This window comes from Streptomyces aurantiacus (assembly GCF_027107535.1).
Classification (GTDB): domain Bacteria; phylum Actinomycetota; class Actinomycetes; order Streptomycetales; family Streptomycetaceae; genus Streptomyces.
Genome location: NZ_CP114283.1, coordinates 5,859,061 through 5,876,068, shown reverse-complemented (window position 1 = coordinate 5,876,068; position 17,008 = coordinate 5,859,061). Strand labels below are relative to the sequence as shown.

Annotated in this window: 17 protein-coding genes and 2 pseudogenes; 8 read left to right on the top strand and 11 right to left on the bottom strand. The window is 70.4% G+C overall.

Features of this window, described 5'->3' with window-relative positions; translation table 11 throughout:
• Entirely contained in the window at window positions 1–1,167 is a 1,167-nt protein-coding gene (locus tag O1Q96_RS28370; protein WP_269250853.1) for an epoxide hydrolase family protein, read from the bottom strand.
• A gap of 63 nt (window positions 1,168–1,230) precedes the next feature.
• Between O1Q96_RS28370 and O1Q96_RS28365 the strand changes: the two genes are divergently transcribed.
• Both O1Q96_RS28365 and O1Q96_RS28360 read left to right on the top strand, forming a co-directional pair.
• A complete protein-coding gene (locus tag O1Q96_RS28365) occupies window positions 1,231–2,193 on the top strand; it encodes a helix-turn-helix transcriptional regulator (RefSeq protein WP_269250852.1) in 963 nt (320 codons plus the stop codon).
• Window positions 2,194–2,374: 181 nt separating this feature from the next.
• Window positions 2,375–2,998 carry a TetR/AcrR family transcriptional regulator gene (locus O1Q96_RS28360; protein ID WP_419586962.1) on the top strand — a complete coding sequence of 208 codons (624 nt, stop codon included), beginning with the start codon at window positions 2,375–2,377 and terminating at the stop codon, window positions 2,996–2,998.
• Window positions 2,999–3,081: 83 nt separating this feature from the next.
• Here O1Q96_RS28360 and O1Q96_RS28355 read toward each other — a convergent pair.
• The 6 genes and pseudogenes from O1Q96_RS28355 to O1Q96_RS28330 all read right to left on the bottom strand — a co-directional run.
• Window positions 3,082–3,393, bottom strand: a pseudogene (locus tag O1Q96_RS28355) (DUF6191 domain-containing protein); the annotation flags it as partial.
• 78 nt (window positions 3,394–3,471) lie between these two features.
• The gene (locus O1Q96_RS28350; RefSeq protein ID WP_269250850.1) at window positions 3,472–4,251 is read right to left on the bottom strand and encodes an SDR family NAD(P)-dependent oxidoreductase; all 780 of its coding nucleotides are present in this window, start codon (window positions 4,249–4,251) and stop codon (window positions 3,472–3,474) included.
• A 62-nt stretch (window positions 4,252–4,313) separates the two neighbouring features.
• Complete coding sequence (locus tag O1Q96_RS28345) at window positions 4,314–4,469, bottom strand: hypothetical protein (protein ID WP_269250849.1); 156 nt, start codon at window positions 4,467–4,469, stop codon at window positions 4,314–4,316.
• 94 nt (window positions 4,470–4,563) lie between these two features.
• On the bottom strand, window positions 4,564–4,911 hold the full coding sequence (locus tag O1Q96_RS28340) for a VOC family protein (RefSeq protein ID WP_269250848.1): 348 nt from the start codon (window positions 4,909–4,911) through the stop codon (window positions 4,564–4,566).
• A gap of 37 nt (window positions 4,912–4,948) precedes the next feature.
• Window positions 4,949–7,162 (bottom strand): RNA polymerase recycling motor ATPase HelR, encoded by a 2,214-nt coding sequence (gene helR, locus O1Q96_RS28335; RefSeq protein WP_269250847.1) that lies wholly within the window; start codon window positions 7,160–7,162, stop codon window positions 4,949–4,951.
• Window positions 7,163–7,423: 261 nt separating this feature from the next.
• Window positions 7,424–7,864, bottom strand: coding sequence for an Lrp/AsnC family transcriptional regulator (locus O1Q96_RS28330; RefSeq protein WP_269250846.1), 441 nt, complete (start codon window positions 7,862–7,864; stop codon window positions 7,424–7,426).
• A gap of 124 nt (window positions 7,865–7,988) precedes the next feature.
• Here O1Q96_RS28330 and O1Q96_RS28325 point away from each other — a divergent pair, with 124 nt between their 5' ends.
• Window positions 7,989–8,912 carry an SMP-30/gluconolactonase/LRE family protein gene (locus tag O1Q96_RS28325; protein ID WP_269250845.1) on the top strand — a complete coding sequence of 308 codons (924 nt, stop codon included), beginning with the start codon at window positions 7,989–7,991 and terminating at the stop codon, window positions 8,910–8,912.
• Window positions 8,913–8,964: 52 nt separating this feature from the next.
• Here O1Q96_RS28325 and O1Q96_RS28320 read toward each other — a convergent pair whose 3' ends face one another.
• Window positions 8,965–9,261 (bottom strand): hypothetical protein, encoded by a 297-nt coding sequence (locus O1Q96_RS28320; protein WP_269250844.1) that lies wholly within the window; start codon window positions 9,259–9,261, stop codon window positions 8,965–8,967.
• A gap of 218 nt (window positions 9,262–9,479) precedes the next feature.
• Between O1Q96_RS28320 and O1Q96_RS28315 the strand changes: the two genes are divergently transcribed.
• The 4 genes and pseudogenes from O1Q96_RS28315 to O1Q96_RS28300 all read left to right on the top strand — a co-directional run bounded on the left by O1Q96_RS28315 (window position 9,480) and on the right by O1Q96_RS28300 (window position 12,185).
• The gene (locus O1Q96_RS28315) at window positions 9,480–9,983 is read left to right on the top strand and encodes a hypothetical protein (protein ID WP_269250843.1); all 504 of its coding nucleotides are present in this window, start codon (window positions 9,480–9,482) and stop codon (window positions 9,981–9,983) included.
• 240 nt (window positions 9,984–10,223) lie between these two features.
• Window positions 10,224–10,955: pseudogene (locus tag O1Q96_RS28310) on the top strand (MFS transporter); the annotation flags it as partial.
• The gene (locus O1Q96_RS28305; RefSeq protein ID WP_269250842.1) at window positions 10,952–11,593 is read left to right on the top strand and encodes a TetR/AcrR family transcriptional regulator; all 642 of its coding nucleotides are present in this window, start codon (window positions 10,952–10,954) and stop codon (window positions 11,591–11,593) included. The pseudogene O1Q96_RS28310 and the gene O1Q96_RS28305, both read left to right, overlap by 4 nt.
• A gap of 109 nt (window positions 11,594–11,702) precedes the next feature.
• Window positions 11,703–12,185, top strand: coding sequence for a GNAT family N-acetyltransferase (locus O1Q96_RS28300; RefSeq protein WP_269253754.1), 483 nt, complete (start codon window positions 11,703–11,705; stop codon window positions 12,183–12,185).
• Between the two features lie 121 nt (window positions 12,186–12,306).
• Here O1Q96_RS28300 and O1Q96_RS28295 read toward each other — a convergent pair whose 3' ends face one another.
• The 3 genes from O1Q96_RS28295 to O1Q96_RS28285 all read right to left on the bottom strand — a co-directional run bounded on the left by O1Q96_RS28295 (window position 12,307) and on the right by O1Q96_RS28285 (window position 15,733).
• Window positions 12,307–13,881, bottom strand: a complete 1,575-nt coding sequence (locus tag O1Q96_RS28295; protein WP_269250841.1) for a carbohydrate-binding protein — start codon at window positions 13,879–13,881, stop codon at window positions 12,307–12,309.
• Window positions 13,882–14,223: 342 nt separating this feature from the next.
• Window positions 14,224–15,090: a class I SAM-dependent methyltransferase gene (locus O1Q96_RS28290; protein ID WP_269250840.1), complete on the bottom strand. Its 867-nt coding sequence runs from the start codon at window positions 15,088–15,090 to the stop codon at window positions 14,224–14,226.
• Window positions 15,091–15,280: 190 nt separating this feature from the next.
• Window positions 15,281–15,733, bottom strand: coding sequence for a flavodoxin family protein (locus O1Q96_RS28285; protein WP_269250839.1), 453 nt, complete (start codon window positions 15,731–15,733; stop codon window positions 15,281–15,283).
• 241 nt (window positions 15,734–15,974) lie between these two features.
• On the opposite strand from O1Q96_RS28285, the gene O1Q96_RS28280 reads away from it, so the two are divergent.
• Window positions 15,975–16,970, top strand: coding sequence for an NAD-dependent epimerase/dehydratase family protein (locus tag O1Q96_RS28280; protein WP_269250838.1), 996 nt, complete (start codon window positions 15,975–15,977; stop codon window positions 16,968–16,970).
• The last annotated feature ends 38 nt before the right edge of the window (window positions 16,971–17,008 follow it).

The window sequence follows — 17,008 nt, the reverse complement described above, 5'->3', positions numbered from 1 at the left end:
TCACCGCAGCGAGCGGAAGAACTCCCTGATGTCACCGGTGAGTGTCCCGGGCTCCTCCAGCGCCGCGAAGTGGCCGCCGCGGTCCACGTCCGTCCACCGCACGATGGTGTTCTCCCGCTCCGCGTACCGCCGGATGCCGACGTCGTGCGCGAAGACGATCGCCGCCGTGGGGACACCGGAGTTCGCCTTGGGCGCGCCCCAGGCGGCCTGCTGGGCGTAACCGACGTAGGCCGCCGACGCCGCCGTGCGGGTGAGCCAGTAGAGCATGACGTTCGTCAGCAGACGGTCCCGGTCGATGACCTGCTCGGGAAGGGTCGGACGGGGGTGGGTCCATTCCCGGAACTTGTCCATGATCCAGGCGAGCTGGCCGACGGGGGAGTCGGTGAGACCGTGGCCCACGGTCTGCGGGCGCGTGGACTGGATGGCGATGTAGCCGAATTCCTCCTGCATGAACGCCTCGATGCGGGCGATCCGGTCCCGTTCGAGATCGGTGAGGGCTGCACGTTCCGCCTCCGGCAGCGGCATGGGAGGCATGGGCCCCGGGCCGCCGTTGACATGGACGCCGATGACGTGGGCCGGTGCCACCCGCCCCAGTTCCGGGGCGACGGCGGCGCCGATGTCACCGCCCTGGGCGCCGTACCGCCGGTACCCGAGTCGCCGCATCAACTCGGCCCAGGCCCGGGCGATCCGGGTGGTGTCCCAGCCGGCTTCCGACGTCGGGCCGGAGAACCCGAAGCCGGGCAGGGCCGGGATCACCACGTGGAAGGCGTCCGAAGGGTCTCCGCCGTGCGCGCGGGGGTCGGTGAGCGGGCCGATCAGGTCGAGGAACTCGACCACCGAGCCCGGCCAGCCGTGGGTGAGGACCAGAGGGGTGGCGTCGGGTTCGGAGGAGCGCACATGCAGGAAGTGGATGCGCTGGCCGTCGATGACGGTGGTGAACTGCGGGAACTCGTTGAGCTCCCGCTCCGCCCTGCGCCAGTCGTAGCCGTGGCGCCAGTGGTCGGCCAGTTCGCGCAGCCAGGACACCGGCACGCCGGTGTCCCAGCCGTCTCCCGGCAGCGGAGCGGGCCAGCGGGCCGCGTCCAGCTTCGCGTGGAGGGCGTCGAGCTCGGACTGCGGGATGTCGATCCGGAAGGGGTGGACGGCGTCGTGCGCTGCTGTGGTCATGAGTACAAGGCTAGGAGGCAAAGAGGACAGGTTCCGCCCTAGCCGACTGGAATACTTCTCCGCATGCTGGAAACCTCCGCGCGGCTGCTGCGCCTGCTGTCCCTGCTCCAGGCACCGCACGACCGGACGGGTGCGGACCTCGCGGCCCGGCTCGGCATCGACGTGCGCACGGTCCGCCGCGACATCGACAAGCTGCGCGCCCTCGGCTACCCCGTCGACGCGACGCCCGGCGTGGCCGGATACCGGCTCGGGGCGGGGGCGGACCTGCCGCCGCTGCTTCTGGACGACGACGAGGCGGTCGCCGTCGCGATCGGTCTGCGTGCGGCGGCCGGCGGTACGGTCTCCGGCATCGAGGAGAGCTCGCTGCGCGCGCTGACCAAGCTTCGGCAGGTACTGCCCGCACGGCTGAGGCACCGGGTCGACACGCTGCGGTCGGTCACCGACACGATGCCCGTCGGCGGCCCCGCGATCGACGCCGACGTACTGATCGCCCTCGCCACGGCCTGCCGCGTCCACGAGCAGCTGCGGTTCGACTACACCGGCCGTGACGGCGCGCCCGACGTCCGCCGAACCGAGCCGCATCGCCTCGTCCACACCGGCCGACGCTGGTACCTCATCGCCTGGGACCTGGATCGCGACGACTGGCGGACCTTCCGTGTCGACCGGCTCCGGCCGCGCATCCCCACCGGTCCGCGCTTCACTCCGCGTGAGGCCCCCGAGGCCGGTTTCGTCGAGCACACGGCGCGTGGGATCTCCACCTCGGCCTACCGGTACCGGGGCCGCTTCACACTCCATGTGCCCCTCGCCGTCGTCGCGGAGCAGATCCCGCCGACCGTCGGCGTGCTGGAGTACGTCGACGACTTCACGTGTTCCCTGTCCGCGGGGTCGGACTCGCTGAGCGAACTCGCCCTGTACGTGGGTCTGCTGGGGTATCGCTTCGAGGTGCACGAGCCCCCCGAACTCGTGTGCCACATCCAGGAACTGACGGCCCGTCTCACCGCCGCGGTAGCTGCCTCGCCGGACTGAGAGGGGCGGGTGCGTCGCGCCGAACGCGAGGGAGCTGACCCGCACTCGGCGCGGCCCGACGTGCGGTACTGCATGACCATGAAGCGTGAGGGCGATGCGTGGCTTGGTCGCCAGGTCCCCGCTCTGGCATCATGAGCAAACGGAACATCGTTCCGGAAAGAATACGGAACATGGTTCCGATATGGCAAGTCCGGCAGCGGAAAGGAGCGGCGCGGTGAGCGGCAGCGACGAGGGCGCAGGGCAGGCGGCCCAGTCCAAGCGGAAGGACGCCCGGCGGAACAAGGAGGCCCTGCTCGACGCGGCCGCCTCGGTCTTCGTCACGTCAGGTGTGGAAGCGCCGGTACGCGACATCGCGGCCCAGGCAGGCGTCGGCCTGGGCACGATCTACCGCCACTTCCCGACGCGGGCGGATCTCATCATCGCCGTGTACCGGCACCAGGTCGACGCCTGCGCCGAGGCCGGTCCCGCCCTGCTGGCGACCAGCGCGACACCGCACGCCGCGCTGGGGCAGTGGGTGAACCTCTTCGTCGACTTCCTGGTCACCAAGCACGGCCTCGCCGCCGTGCTGCAGTCCGACAACGCCGGCTTCGACGCGCTGCACGCGTACTTCCTCGACCGCCTCGTGCCCGTCTGTGCCCAGTTGCTCGAAGCCGCGGAGGCCGCCGGAGAGATCGACCCCGGCCTGGAGGCCTACGTGCTCATGCGCGGCGTCGGGAACCTCTGCGTCGGCGCGGGAAGCGACCCCCGCTACGACGCACGCCGTCTTGTCGACCTTCTCGTCGCGGGACTGCGCCGACCGCAGTGACTTCGGCGCGGCCTCGGACTCCTGGCGGGCCCCGGCTCCCGCGCCTTCGGACCTGAAAGCCTGCGGGCCTTCCAACGGTCGGCCCGCGACATCCGGACGACCGCGAGGCCTCCCTCCAGATCCACCGATGTGAGGTTCGGCGGAGCCCCGTCCTCCTCGTCGTCCCGCAACAGCAGGGACGACTGCCGCTCCTTGAGTTCGTTCTGCTTCCCGGGCGAGAAGCTCGCCGCATGGAGCTGCTCGAACCCGGTCGCCGATATCTGGCCCTGCCGGGCGCTGTTGCGCCACGGCAGGAGTCCGGCCCGCCCGGCACGGAGCAGCAGCTGATCCACGAAGGCCACGACGGTCGGCGCGATGACCAACCCGGGCAGAGTCATGAAGACGGCGAACTCCACGCCCTCAGTGTCCGGGGCAGGGAGCGAACCGGAAGGGCCGACGGCAGATGTCCGTCGACCCGGGACCTGCCGGTGGTGTCAGTGGACGGAGAAGCCGCCGTCGACGTGGATCGCCTGGCCGGTGACGTACGCCGAGGCACCGCTCGCCAGGAAGACCGCCGCGCCCGCGAAGTCCTCCGCCAGCCCGTTGCGCCCGGCCAGCGTGCGCGCGGCCAGGGCCGCGACCTTGTCGGGGTCGGACGACAGGCGCCGGTTCAGCGGCGTCATCACGAAGCCCGGCACCAGCGTGTTGACGGTGACGCCGTGCGGGGACCAGGCCTCCGCCTGCGAGCGGGCCAGCGATTCGAGCGCTCCCTTGGACACGCCGTAGGCGCCGCTCTGCACGAAGGCGCGGTGGGCCTGCTGGGAGGTGATGTGGATGATCCGCCCGTGACCCCGCTCGGCCATGGCCGGGCCGAAACGCTGGCCCAGCAGGAAGGGGGCGTCCAGGTTCAGCGCCATGGTGCTGTCCCAGACCTCTTCGCTCAGCTCACTCATGGGCGGCCGCAGGTTGACCCCGGCGCAGTTGACGAGGATGTCGGGCTCGCCGAAGACTTCGGCTGCCTGCTCGGCAATCTCTCGTACGCCGGCGCGGGTGCTCAGGTCGCCGCTGACCCAGGCCGCGCGGCAGCCGAGGGCGGCGAGCTCCTCGACCGTGGCAGTCAGTTCCGCTTCCCTGCGCGCCACGATGACGACGCTCGCCCCCGCGCGGGCGAGGGCCTCGGAGACGGCACGGCCGATGCCGGAGCTGCCGCCGGTCACCAGGGCGACCCGTCCGGCCAGGGAGAACAGTTCTGCGAGGTAGGGCTGCGAGGTCATGGCGAAACCCTAGAAGGGCGCCACTCCGAGCGGACCGGCGGGGCGCGGTTCGTCCCACTCGGTCACTTCCGCCTTCTCCTCACGGCGAGGTCGCGGTACCGCCGTGCGACCTCGTGGAACGCCTCCTTGGGGCGGGTCGGGCCGGCCACGGCCACGAATCCGAAGCCCGCCTTGTCGAGGTCGGCGCGAGGGTCGTCGTGATGCGGGAAGTCGGGCATGGCGAAGGTGAAGACGAAACAGCCGTGGACGCCCTCCGTGTCGTACTGGTCGATGAGTTGCCCGAGGTGCCGGGCCGGGCCGGTCGGGGATCGGTCATCGGTGACTCAGCACGTTGACCACCCTGCCGTTGGGGTCACGGACGAAGAAGCGGCGCACCCCCCACTCCTCGTCCTGCAGGGGGTGCACGATCTCCGCGCCGCTCTCCCGCAGCGTCGCGTAGGCCGCGTCCACGTCGTCCACCTCGACGCTCATGTCGGGCACGACCGGCGCGGACCTGTCGTGGGTCATGAAGGTGACTTGCGCCGTGGGGTTGGAAGGAGAGGCCAGCGTCATGACCCAGCCGAGGTTCATGACCTCCTCGAACCCCAGGAGACCGTAGAAGTCGCGGCTCTCCTCCATTGCCTCTGTTCGGATGTCGGGCATGACGCGGCGGACGGACACGGGTGGCTCCTGGCGCGGTCGGGAGCGAACGTGGCTCTCATTGTGTCCACCCGCTCGTGAGGACGACGAGTTGACGCGTCGCCCGGGTCATCGCGACATAGCGGTCGACCGCTCCTTCGGTCCCCGTGCCGAACGCCTGCGGATCGACGAGGACGACCAGGTCGAACTCGAGCCCCTTCGACAGCTCCGGGGTCAGTGACCGGACGCGGGGTGTGTCCCGGAACGCGGGATCGCCGATGACGCAGGCGATCCCGTCGGCATGCGAACCGAGCCAGTCGTCGACAACCGAGTCCAGATCCGCGACGGATCCGTGTACGACGGGAATGTTGCTGCTGCGGATGGAGGTCGGCACGTTGGCGTCCGGGAGGGCGGCCCGGATGACCGGCTCGGCCTCCGCCATGACCTCTTCCGGCGTCCGGTAGTTGATGGTCAGGGAGGTCACGTCGACCCGGTCGAGCCCGACCCGCTCGAGCCGTTCCCGCCAGGACTCCGTGAACCCGTGCCTGGCCTGGGCGCGGTCCCCGACAATGGTGAAACTCCGGGACGGGCAGCGCAGCAGCAGCATCTGCCACTCGGCGTCGGTCAGTTCCTGTGCCTCGTCCACGACGATGTGCGCGAACGGGCCGGCGAGCAGATCCCGCTCGTCGGGGGCCAGTTCGGACTCGTCGACCAGGCTGACCCGGGCGTCCTTGCCGCGCAGCATCGTCACCAGGCCCTCGCCGTCGTCACCGTCGGCGCCGGAGTCGGCGGCGGCCCCGATCAGGTTGTCCACGACCTGCGTCATGCGCTCGCGCTGGGCGGCGAGCGTCGCCTCGTGCCGACGCCTGCGGCGGGACGCCTCCGGATCGCCGAGCCGCTGTCGTGCCGCGTCCAGGAGCGGCAGATCGGACACCGTCCAGGCCTGCGTGTCCGTGCGCTGGAGGCTCCGGACGTCGTCGGGGCCGAGCCAGGGAGCACACATCCGCAGGTAGGCGGGCACCGACCACAAGTCCCCGACGAGGTCGGTCGCTTCGAGCAGAGGCCACGCGCTGTGGAGGGCCCCGGTCAGCTCCCTGTCGTGCAGCAGCGACTTCCGGAACAGGTCGGGCGAGACGTCACCGTCGAACTTGTCCATGAGGATCGTGACCAGTTCCTCCCAGACCTGGTCACGCGCTTCGTTGTGCGGGGCTCCCGGTCCCGGTGCGCCGAACGCCTCGGCCCAGTCGTCCGCGCTCAGCCAGATGTCGGACCAAGGGGTCGTGACCGTCATCCCCTCGGTGGGGGGCGCCTCGTAGAACCTGACAGCCGTCTCGATCGCCTTCACCATGTCCGCGGAGGACTTCAGCAGGGCCACGTCCGGGTCGGGCTCGGTCGCTGCCGCGTTCCCCTCGGCGACGAGGTCCCGCAGGGTGCAGGTCTGCACGCCCTCCTCTCCGAGGCTGGGCAGGACGTCTGCGACGTAGGCCAGGTAGGGCTGGTGCGGACCGACGAACAGCACTCCGCCCCGACGGTGACCGAGACGGGGGTCGGAGTGGAGGAGATAGGCGGAGCGGTGCAGGGCCACGACGGTCTTGCCCGTGCCCGGGCCGCCGTCGACGACGAGAGCGCCGCGGGATCCCGCGCGGATGATGGCGTCCTGGTCGGCCTGGATGGTGCCGAGCACGTCGCGCATCCCGGCCGACCGGTTGCTGCCGAGGCTGGCGATGAAGGCGGACTGGTCGTCGAGCGCGGCGTGGCCGACAATCCCGTCCTGGGTGAACACCTCGTCCCAGTAGTCACTGATACGGCCGCGGGTCCAGCGGTACCTGCGGCGGCTCGCCAGGCCCATCGGGTCGGCATGGGTCGCTCCGAAGAACGGCTCGGCCGCGGGGGAGCGCCAGTCGATCAGCAGCCGACGCCCGGTGCTGTCGGTGAGGCCGAGTCGCCCTATGTACAGGGGCTCGGGGTCGTCCGCGCCGACGATGTGTCCGAGGCACAGGTCCAGGCCGAAGCGGCGCAGGGCGCGCAGACGACCGGTCAGGCGGTGGATCTCCGCGTCCCGTTCCATCGCGGCCCGGCCCGTGCCGCCGGGCGCCCTGAGCTCGGCGTCGAGGCGGCCGGACAGTTCGGTGATGGTTTGTTCGAGGCTCTCCGCCATGGCCGCGAAGTGCGCGTCGTCGCCGGCGATCAGTGCCGGGTCGGCCTTGGGGGAAAGGTGGCCGGGGAGGTCGAACGCGCTGGCGGTCAGAGCGTTCGTGTCGTCAACTCCGGCCTGCGGTCGAGTCCGTGCCACCGGCTCGACGCCACCGCACGGCCCGTCATCCGACAACAAATCATGCACTCCGCGAATCTCCTATGTCTCAGGCTCCGGCTTACGGCCAGTGATTCTGCGGTAGGACCCGGGCCTTGTGGCAAGCCCCCCGGTGCGCTATAAGTTAAGAGTGGCAAGGGAATGATTTATCTCCCTTGCCTTTGTTGTTCGCTGTGGGCGGGTGATCGTGCACGGGTGTACAGCGCCCGGCCGCCGGTCCCGCGGCCGAGGTGTCCCCGGCCGTCAGGCTCCTGTCGACACCGGCCTTTCGAAGAACGTCTCCAGCACCACCGTCGCGTGGGTGCCGCTCACACCGTCGATCTCGTACAGGCGGCGTAGTACGTCCTGCAGTTGCTCGGTCGTTCCTGTCCGGACCTTGACCAGGACCGATGCGCTGCCCGCGATGATGTGGGCCTCCTGCAGCTCGGGGATCGCCGCGAAACACCCGCCGGAGTCACCCATCCACGCCGACGAGTCGACCATGACGAAGGCCAGCACCCCGCTGCCGACCGCGCCGGGGTCCACCTCGACGGTCGTGCGGCGGATCACCCTCGACTCGCGCAGCTTGCGCACCCGCTCATGGGCCGCGCCGGCGGAGAGCCCGACCTCCTTGCCCAGGGCGGCGTACGCCTGCGAGGCGTCCTCCTGAAGGAGGTTCAGCAACTTCCGGTCCACAGCATCCATGACGCTCTCCACCAAACCAGTCCCATGAGTTCCTTGCGTAGACCATACAACATCCTGCAATACTCGCTCGTTACAGGATGCTGTTCAGGATCCGAACCCGGAATCGACTGTAAGGAGAGCGGACATGGCCACTGGTCGCCCCGCGCTGTACGAAGTACTCGACGACAGGTTCCGTACGGAGAAGTGCACCGCGGGTGATCTGCAGCTGGAGACGCTCCACGTGGGGTCGCGCTGGGCGGAGGGGCCGCTGTACGTACCGGCCTGGCGCCAGCTGATCTGGAGCGACATCCCGAACGACCGCATGCTGCGCTGGGACGAGGTGACCGGTGCCGTGAGCGTCTTCCGCTCGCCCGCGGGGCACTCCAACGGCAACACCCTCGACCGCGAAGGTCGTCTGATCACCAGTGAGCAGGGCAATCGCCGGGTCACCCGCACCGAACACGACGGCTCGGTCACCGTGCTCGCCGACCGCTACCGGGGCAAGCGCCTCAACAGCCCGAACGACGCGGCGGTGAAGTCCGACGGCTCGATCTGGTTCTCGGACCCGGACTTCGGGATCACCAGCGACTACGAGGGCGTGCGCGGCGAGAGTGAGATCGGCGCCAACAACGTCTACCGGATCGACCCCGGCACCGGCGAGGTACGCCTCGCGGCCGACGGCTTCGGCGCTCCCAACGGGCTGGTCTTCTCACTCGACGAGAGCGAGCTCTACGTCTCCGACACCCGGGCCGGCCAGATCCGCGCATTCCAGGTGCGCGCGGACGGCACCCTCTCCGAGGGCCGGGTGTTCGCCGAGATCAAAGGGGTGGAGGGCGGCCGCTTCGACAACCTCCGCTTCGACGACCAGGGCCATCTCTGGGCCGCGGCCATGGACGACGGAGTGCACTGCTACGCCCCCGACGGCACTCTCCTCGGCCGCCTCCTGGTGCCCAACACGGTCTCCAACATCCGCTTCGGCGGCCCGCGGCGCAACCGCCTCTTCCTCACCGCGAACGACACGCTCTACTCACTGGTCATGGGGGTCACGGCAGCGCCCGCGGCGCTCTGACCCCTCCATGTCTTCGCCCGCCCCGGGCCCGGGGCGGGCGTGTGGACCGGGCCTAACGGGTGACCACGTTGAACACCGGGTAGGTCCGCGGTTGTACGTCCGAGAGGCCCAGTTCCTGGAGGATCGGGACGAGGGTCTCCCCGAACTGCTGGAACGCCTCCTCGGACTCCCAGACGTCCACGACCAGCCAGCCGGTGTCGGTGGGGGCGGCCGTGTGCGAGATGAGTCCGGCCACCGGCCAGTCGGCGGGGCTCTTGACCGGGCCGGGCCGGCCGGCCACCTTTTCCGCGCTCTGCTCGTACTTGGCCTGGGTCATCCCGGGCATGTCGAGAACCACGACGATCGCCATACAGAGTTCCCTTGCGAAGAGGCACTGAGTCTTCCGGCCAGTTGACCACCCTTGCGAGCCGCCCGCGCGTCGGTCCGGCCGGACGGAGGGCCGCCCGGTCGGGCGGCCCCGCGGGACTCCTCGGTGGCGCGGGCGGTGAACGGCCCGCCCCCCTTGTCCGTACCCCCTGTCGATGTCATGCCCGCTCGCTCAGGACCAGCCAGGATACGGAGAGGCACGTGCCACAGCAGCCACCACGAGGACGTACCGGCCGCACTCTCGTCGCCCGCTCGGTGCGCGGCGCCGCCCTCGTCGGCACCCTGGCGCTACTTCCTCTGGCCACTGCCTGCAGCGGGGACGGGGACGGCTCCGCCGAGAGCAAACAGACGAAGACATCCGCGAGGACCGCACCCTCGGCCGGCGTCGTGGCTCCGGCGAAGGTCGAGGTGATCGCCGCCCTGACCGGATGCAAGGTCAAGATCCGAACCGACGCGGAGGAACTGCGCGAGGGCGTCTGCCGCACTGCCGCGGGCGACTACCTCATCACGACCTTCCCCGCGGAGAAGTACAAGCTGACCTGGCTCGACAGTGCCGCCATCTATGGAGGCAAGTACCTCGTCGGCCCGCAGTGGGCCATCAGTGCGAAGCCCAAGATGCTGGAGCCGCTGCGGGCGAAGGTCGGAGGGACCATCCAGGACCTGAATGCCATGCGCACGGCGAGCCCCGCCCCGAGCGCCTCGTAGCGCAGCCGGTGTCCTCCCTGTGAGCTCGGCGCGGAACAGGGGGCGACGCCGACGTGCCGGCCGGTGGTCCGGAGGGCCCGGAGAGGTGTCGTGTCTTCGTGAGGGTTCGCGCCGACCGTCGGGAGTCCGGGTGAATGGAAATTCATCCGTAGCGGACGGTGGCTGGTGAATAGCTATTCATCTACCGTGGTGAACTGCTATTCACCATGCCGGGCCTCATGCTCAGGGAAGTGCCCATGCAGGATCCGAGCCGCACGGCCGTTGGTCGACCCCAGGCTGGCCGCTCTGCCCCAGGTGGCGCTGCCCCACCTGACCGCGCTGCTCGTCGGGTTCGCCTTCTACGCCAACTCCCTGGTCACGGCCCAACTGGTGCCGGCACCGACGAACACGGGCTACGGCCTCGGCCTGTCGATCGTCGGAGCGGGACTGTGCCTGCTGCCCAGCGGCGTGATCATGCTGTTCCTGTCGCCGGTATCCGCCCGCATCCCGACGGCACGCGGCCCACGCGTGACGCTCGCGCTGGGGGCCGTTGTGATCGTCTTCGGGTACGGGACGCGGATCGTGGACAGCCGTCACCTGTGGGTGATCATTCCGGGCGGAGCCATCGTGTCGGCCGGCACGGCTCTGGCGTACTCCGCTCTGCCGACCCTGATCCTGGGAGCGGTACCGGCCGAACAGACCGGCTCCGCCAGCGGCGTCAACGTACTGATGCGGACCATCGGCCAGGCCGTGTGCAGTGCCGCCGTGGCCGCCATACTGGTGCACCACACCGGTCCGGTCGGCGGAGTGTCCCTGCCCAGTCTGCGCGGTTATCAGCTGGCCTTCGCCATGGCCGGGGCGGTCGCGCTGGCCGGGTGCGCGATGGCCCTGGCGATACCGGGCAGGAGTGAGCCGCACAAGCCCGGCCGGCCGTCGCGGCGGCGCCGTGGACGGGCCGCGGACAAGTTGCTGGAGGGAGCAGGACAGTCATGAGGTCAACGAAGTCCGTCGACACCGTGCCGGACCGGACGGGAGTGGCCCAGGAGTCCGCGGCCGCGCTCGAAAAGGCGACGGACGGCGGCCCGGGGCGCAGGGACGCCGAGGCCACCAAGGCGGCGATCCTGCGTGCGGCCCGCTACCTCCTCGCACGTCATGCCCACGGGGACATCACGCTCAAGGCCGTGGCCGAACGCGCCGGTGTCAGCCCACCCCTGATCATGAAGTACTTCGGCAACAAGGAGACCCTCTTCGCGCACGTGATGTCCTTCGCGCAGGACGCGGCCGCCCTGCTGGACGCACCACTGGCGGACCTCGGGAGCCACATGGTCCGCCACGTACTCGTCAGCCAGACAGAGCAGGGCGCCGACCCTCTGCTACGCATCGTGTTCGCCCCTCTCCACGGCAGCCAGGGAGACACGCTCCGCGCCAACTTCCGTACCCAGGTGGTCGACCGGCTCGTCCGGCGCCTCGACGGCCCCGACGCCGCCCTGCGTGCCGAGCTCGCCGTGAGCATGCTGCTCGGCCTCGGAGTGATGTTCGGCATCGCGCGCGGCGAAGAACTGCGTGCGACACCGCTCGACCTCGTCGTCGCACGGTACGGACCCGCGGTGCAGGCGAGCCTCACGCCCTGAGCGGGGCACAGTGACCGTTCCTGCGACGCATGTCGTCGCCGCGGCCCACTGACACAATCCGGCCATGGACGCGAGCACAGAGGTGGACGAGACACAGGCGGGCCGGGTGATGCCCGGCCCCGCGCCGGACCGGCTCCTGCAATGGGCCACGCGTCCCGCCGAGTCGGCGGACGTGGAGGCGATCGTGGAGTTGCGGGCGACGGTCATGCGCCCTGATCTGGAGCGGCTGGGCCGTTTCGACGAGTACCGGGTCAGGCAGCGGCTGCGGGACTCCTTCTCCTCCCGGCACACGTCGGTCGTTCTGGTCGGTGGCGCCTTCGCGGGCTGCGTCGCCATGCGGCCGGCCGAGGACGGGCGGTGGCTGGAACACTTCTACCTCGCGCCGGGTGTGCAGGGCCGGGGGCTCGGATCGGCGGTGCTGCGAACGGTGCTGGCCGACGCCGACGCCGACGGCGTGCTGGTTCGCCTGAACGTCCTGCAGGGCAGCGCCGCCCGGCGGCTGTACGAGCGCCACGGGTTCACCGTAAAGGCCCAGGATCCGGTCGACATCTACATGGTGCGGCTGCCGTACACAGGCGCCCTCGAAGCGTGACGAGGGCGCCTGCGTACGCACAAGTCCAGTGCAGGTCGCGGGCCGGCCGGCCCGTCCGGATGCATCGGACGGGCCGGCCGGGGCGTTGCCGCCTCCGACACTCGGTCGGCGGTGGGATCGGTTACGGCGTGACCTGGTTGCCGCCGAAGGTCACCACGAGGCGGCCGTCCGCGGCGAAGGACCACTTGAGGGCGCCGCTGTACGAGGAGCACCGGGAGCCGTTCGTGCCGGACCAGAACTGGTTCGAGCTGTCGGTGTTGCCCACGATCCTGTCGTTCGTCCCGCTGCCTCCGCGGCACGACGTGTTGCCGCGGAACACCGAACTGCCCGCGTCGAACGAGTAGTTGCGCTCCTCGTTGTCGATGCTGACGTTGTCCGACACCGTCATGCTGCCGAGGTTCCTGTTGTAGGTGAACCCGTGCTTGCCGTTGTTGTAGGCGATGTTGCGCCGGATGACGTGGTTGACCCCGATGTCCTCGCCGCCGAGCTTGTAGCCGTTGCGGTCGCCGTTGCCGGCCTGGCCGCCGTTGCTGAGGGTGCCGTTGTCGAGGGCGAGGGAGTCCTCGATCGTCACCGGGCCGATGGCTCCCGTGTCCGACTTGGTGTAGAGGTCCCAGCCGTCGTCGATGTTGTTGTGGGCCACCGCGTAACGGAAGACGTTGCCGGGGCCGGAGGTGAGCTTCGCAGCGAATCCGTCGGCGTCCTCGCCGTCCGAGTCGGCGTTGTCGTGCGACTCCGCGCCGAGGACGAGGTTGTTGGACGGCCACTGTTCCTTGGGGGTACTGGACAGCATCCGCGAGAGCTGCAGACCCGTGTCCCGGTTGTAGCGGGTCACCGTGCGCTCGAAGACGTTGTTGCTGCCGCCGACGAAGATGCCGTTGTCGCCGGCCCGCTCGACGACGATGCCGGAGACGTGCCAGTACGATCCGTTGACGGCCAGCCCGCGGTTCGCCGTGTCCTCGCTCTGGGCCGAGAAGTCCAGCACCGGGGTCTCACCCGGATAGGCGGAGAGTTTCGTCCGGGCGCTCGCGGTGCCGTTGTTGCCCGCCGGGATGGTGATGGTCTGCGAGGGCCGGTAGGTCCCGCCGCGCATGTAGATCGTCCCGCCGGGTGTGATGCGGGTGATCGCCGAGGTGAGTGTCGTCGGTGCCGACTGTGTTCCGGCCGCGCTGTCGGTGCCGCCCGGTGCCACGTACAGCGCGCTGCTCGACGGCGGCGGGGTCGTGTCGCCCGTCTCGGCGTCGAGGTGGTCGATGTTGGGCAGGCCGCCCGCGTTGGTGGGGCTGAGGCGGATGGTGTTGCTGCCCGCCGTCACCGGCACGGTGAGCGTCTTCGTCGCCCATGTCCCCCAGGCGCCGGTGCCCTCGAACGAGACCGAGGTGGCCGCCGAGCCGTTCACCGTGAGACTCGCGGGCCGCGCGGCGGTGGTTCCGTTGGCGAACCGGACCTTGAGCGTCGCCGTTCCTGACGCGGCTGCGGTCACCGTGAACTGCGCGTGGGCGCCGGTCGCGTTGGTGCCGTTGCAGAACCCGCTGCCGGTGTAGCCGGCCCAGTCGGAGTCGATGGTGCCTGTGCAGATCGCCGGGGAGGTCTCGGCCTCGTACCGGGTGGTCGCGGCGTGTGCCGTGGTGCCGGAGAGTGCGACGAGTGTGCCGGCCACGAGGGCGAGGGACGCTGTCACTGGTCTCGGTTGCATCGTTCGTCTCCAGGTTGCTTGGCTCGTCCGACCGGAGTTCGGTGAACGAGTGCCGAGGAACTGTGCGGTGGGACGTTCAGTGCGCCCGAGCTGCCGGTGAGGCGTGCCGGCCCCGTAGTTCCGGGGTCTCGCATGTGGCAAAGTTGCAGGTTCGAATACATGAACCGGTCGCATGACGGGGACACTGCATCGCAAGGGGAGAAAGCGCTTTCCCGGAAGTTAGAGGCTGGCGATGCGGGGCGTCAATAGACGTGTAGGTGATTGGTGTTCATCATCATGAACGGCGGGTGGGCGTGGAGCCCCCGCCTCATCGCCCGACCGTGGGATGCCTTCCTGGCGGGCTCAGGAGGCCGGTGGAGACGTCGGCCCGGCAGGACCCTTCCGCCAGACGAACACCTCGGTGCTCGGCAGGCGTTCGGAGAACAGACCCGAGGGGGACGCCTCCCGCAGTACCCGGCGCAGGTCTGCCTCGAAGTCGTCGCGGCGCGGGCCGAACAGGTGCGGAGCCGAGAACGACATGGAGAACACCCCCGCGACGACGTCGTCACTCGTGCGTTCCAGTGCCTGTCCGCCGGGGACGACATGACGCTCGGGGCCGGCGAATCCCGCCCGGGCGAACACCGAAGCCTCATCGCCGGGCGTTCCCCGCGGCAGCACCCCTCGGCCGGCCCGTCGGACAGGCCCCAGATAGCGCCTGACCAACTCCTCCAAGTCCGCACCGGGCACTGCCGGATGCCCAAGCCCGTCGACCGACCTCGTCTCCGACTTGAGGTCGGAGATGTGCACGAGCGCCCCGCCGGGCCGGAGCATGTCCCGGATGGTCGCGGCCACCAGCTCGCGGTCCATCCAGTGGAACGACTGGCCGAAGGCCGCGACGCTGAACGTGCCGAGACCGGCGGGCAGATCCTCCGCCCGGGCCCGCACCCACCGCGCCTTCCCGGTCAGGGCACGCTCGGCGGCTTCGCGGGAGGCTTCGGCGATCATCCCGCGGTCCGGGTCCACACCGACGATCCCGCCGAACAGGTGCGCCAGGGTCAGCGCGAGGGTGCCCGGCCCGCATCCCACGTCGATGAGGGTTCCTCGTCCGTCGAGCCCGAGAGTCTCGGCCAGTACGTCCGCCAGGGCGGGGGCGTACGGCAGCCTTCCGCGCCGGTAGTGGGCCGCCGTGCCCGCGAACAGCGTCTCGTCCCATTCCCAGTCGGCGGACATGTCCACCCACCGCCTCTCGCAGACATCGGATTCGTTCCGGTCCTGCGCCGAGCGGCGCAGCCGCCCCGGTGCGTGGCGCGGGGTCCGCATTGCCGGGTCCGGTCGCTGACCAGGGCTGCCGCGGACGTGCTCGGCGCCTGTACCGGCTCCTCCGTGCGACCCGCCTGCCCATCCCTTCCGGGCGACTCGGTCAGCTCATCAGCCCCGCGGCGAGGGTGGCCCCCAGCTCCCGGCACGCCTCGATGTCCGCCTTGTTCGGCTCGCCCGTCACGGTCACGGCCTCGGCGGAACGCTGCCAGCCCAGGCCCTTGGTGAGCGACTCGATGCCCCGCACCGCTCCGGTGACGTCGTTGCCCCCGTGGACGTAGAAGCCGAAGGGTCGGCCTCGTGTCGCGTCCAGGCAGGGGTAGTAGACCTGGTCGAAGAAGTGCTTCAGGGCACCGGACATGTAGCCCAGGTTGGCCGGAGTGCCGAGGAGGTATCCGTCGGCGGCCAGCACGTCGGCGGCCGTGGCGGCCAGCGCCGCCCGTCGGACAACGCGTACGCCCTCGATCTCCGGGTCGTTCGCGCCGGAGACGACGGCTTCGAACATCGCCTGGCAGTTGGGCGAGGGCGTGTGATGCACGATCAGCAGGGTGGTCACCCCCGAACCCTCCCGCGAGGACCCTTTGGGCCGCAAACGGAAGCGTCGGCGCCCGGCGCCGTCCCGGTCGGTGCGTCAGCCGCTCGTCGTGCCCTGTCGTGGACATCGTGCGGACGATGGCGACGGCCACTCGCGCGGGTCCGCGGGGGTGAGGTCCGAGGGCTGCCGAGGTCTTACGGGCCTGTGACGTCATGGGCGCGTGGCTGCCCCACGACGCGCTGGTGGTCCTAGCGTCTCGTGTATGCGAGTACTGGTCACCGGCGGAGCCGGGTTCATCGGGTGTCATGTCGTCGAGGCGCTGACCGCGCGGGGGCACGAGGCGGTCGTGTTCGACCTGCGCGACGGTCCGGACGTGCGCGACGCGGCGGCGGTCGCCGCCGCACTGCCGGGCGTGGACGCCGTCTGTCATCAGGCGGCGATGGTGGGGCTCGGGAAGGGGTTCTCGGACGCGGTCGACTACGTGTCGCACAACGACGTCGGTACGGCGGTGCTGCTCGCCGCCATGGCCGACGCGGGAGTACGACAGCTCGTGCTGGCTGGGTCGATGGTGGTGTACGGCGAGGGCTCGTACGCCTGCGAGTGGCACGGGACCGTGCGACCCGGCCCCCGGACCGTGGCGGACCTCGACGCGGGGCGGTTCGAGCCCCGGTGCCCGCGGTGCCAGGAGGCGTTGACGCCGGGGCTGGTCGGCGAGGACGCTCCGGTCGACCCCAGGAACGTGTACGCGACGACCAAGCTGGCCCAGGAGCATCTGGCGGCGGCGTGGGCCCGGTCCACGGACGGCTCCGCGATCTCGTTGCGCTACCACAACGTCTACGGGCCGGGCATGCCGCGCGACACCCCGTACGCGGGGGTCGCGTCCTTCTTCCGGTCCGCACTCGCCCGGGGCGAGGCCCCGCGCGTCTTCGAGGACGGGGGCCAGCGCCGGGACTTCGTGCACGTACGCGATGTGGCGGCGGCGAACGTGGCCGCGCTGGAGGCCGGACCCCGGGCCGGATCCCTGGTCGCGTACAACACCGGCAGCGGCGAGCCCCACACGGTCGGCCGGATGGCGCAGGCACTGGCCTCCGCCTACGGCGGTCCTGAGCCCGTGGTGACGGGGGAGTACCGACTGGGGGACGTACGCCACATCACGGCGGACTCGGCGCGGCTGCGAGGCGAGTTGGCCTGGAAACCCGAAGTCGGGTTCGAGGAGGGCATGCGGGAATTCGCGACGGCCAGGCTGCGCGGCGAGTAGCGCTCGGCCCGGCAGCGAGGGAGCGCTCCTCGGCTGTC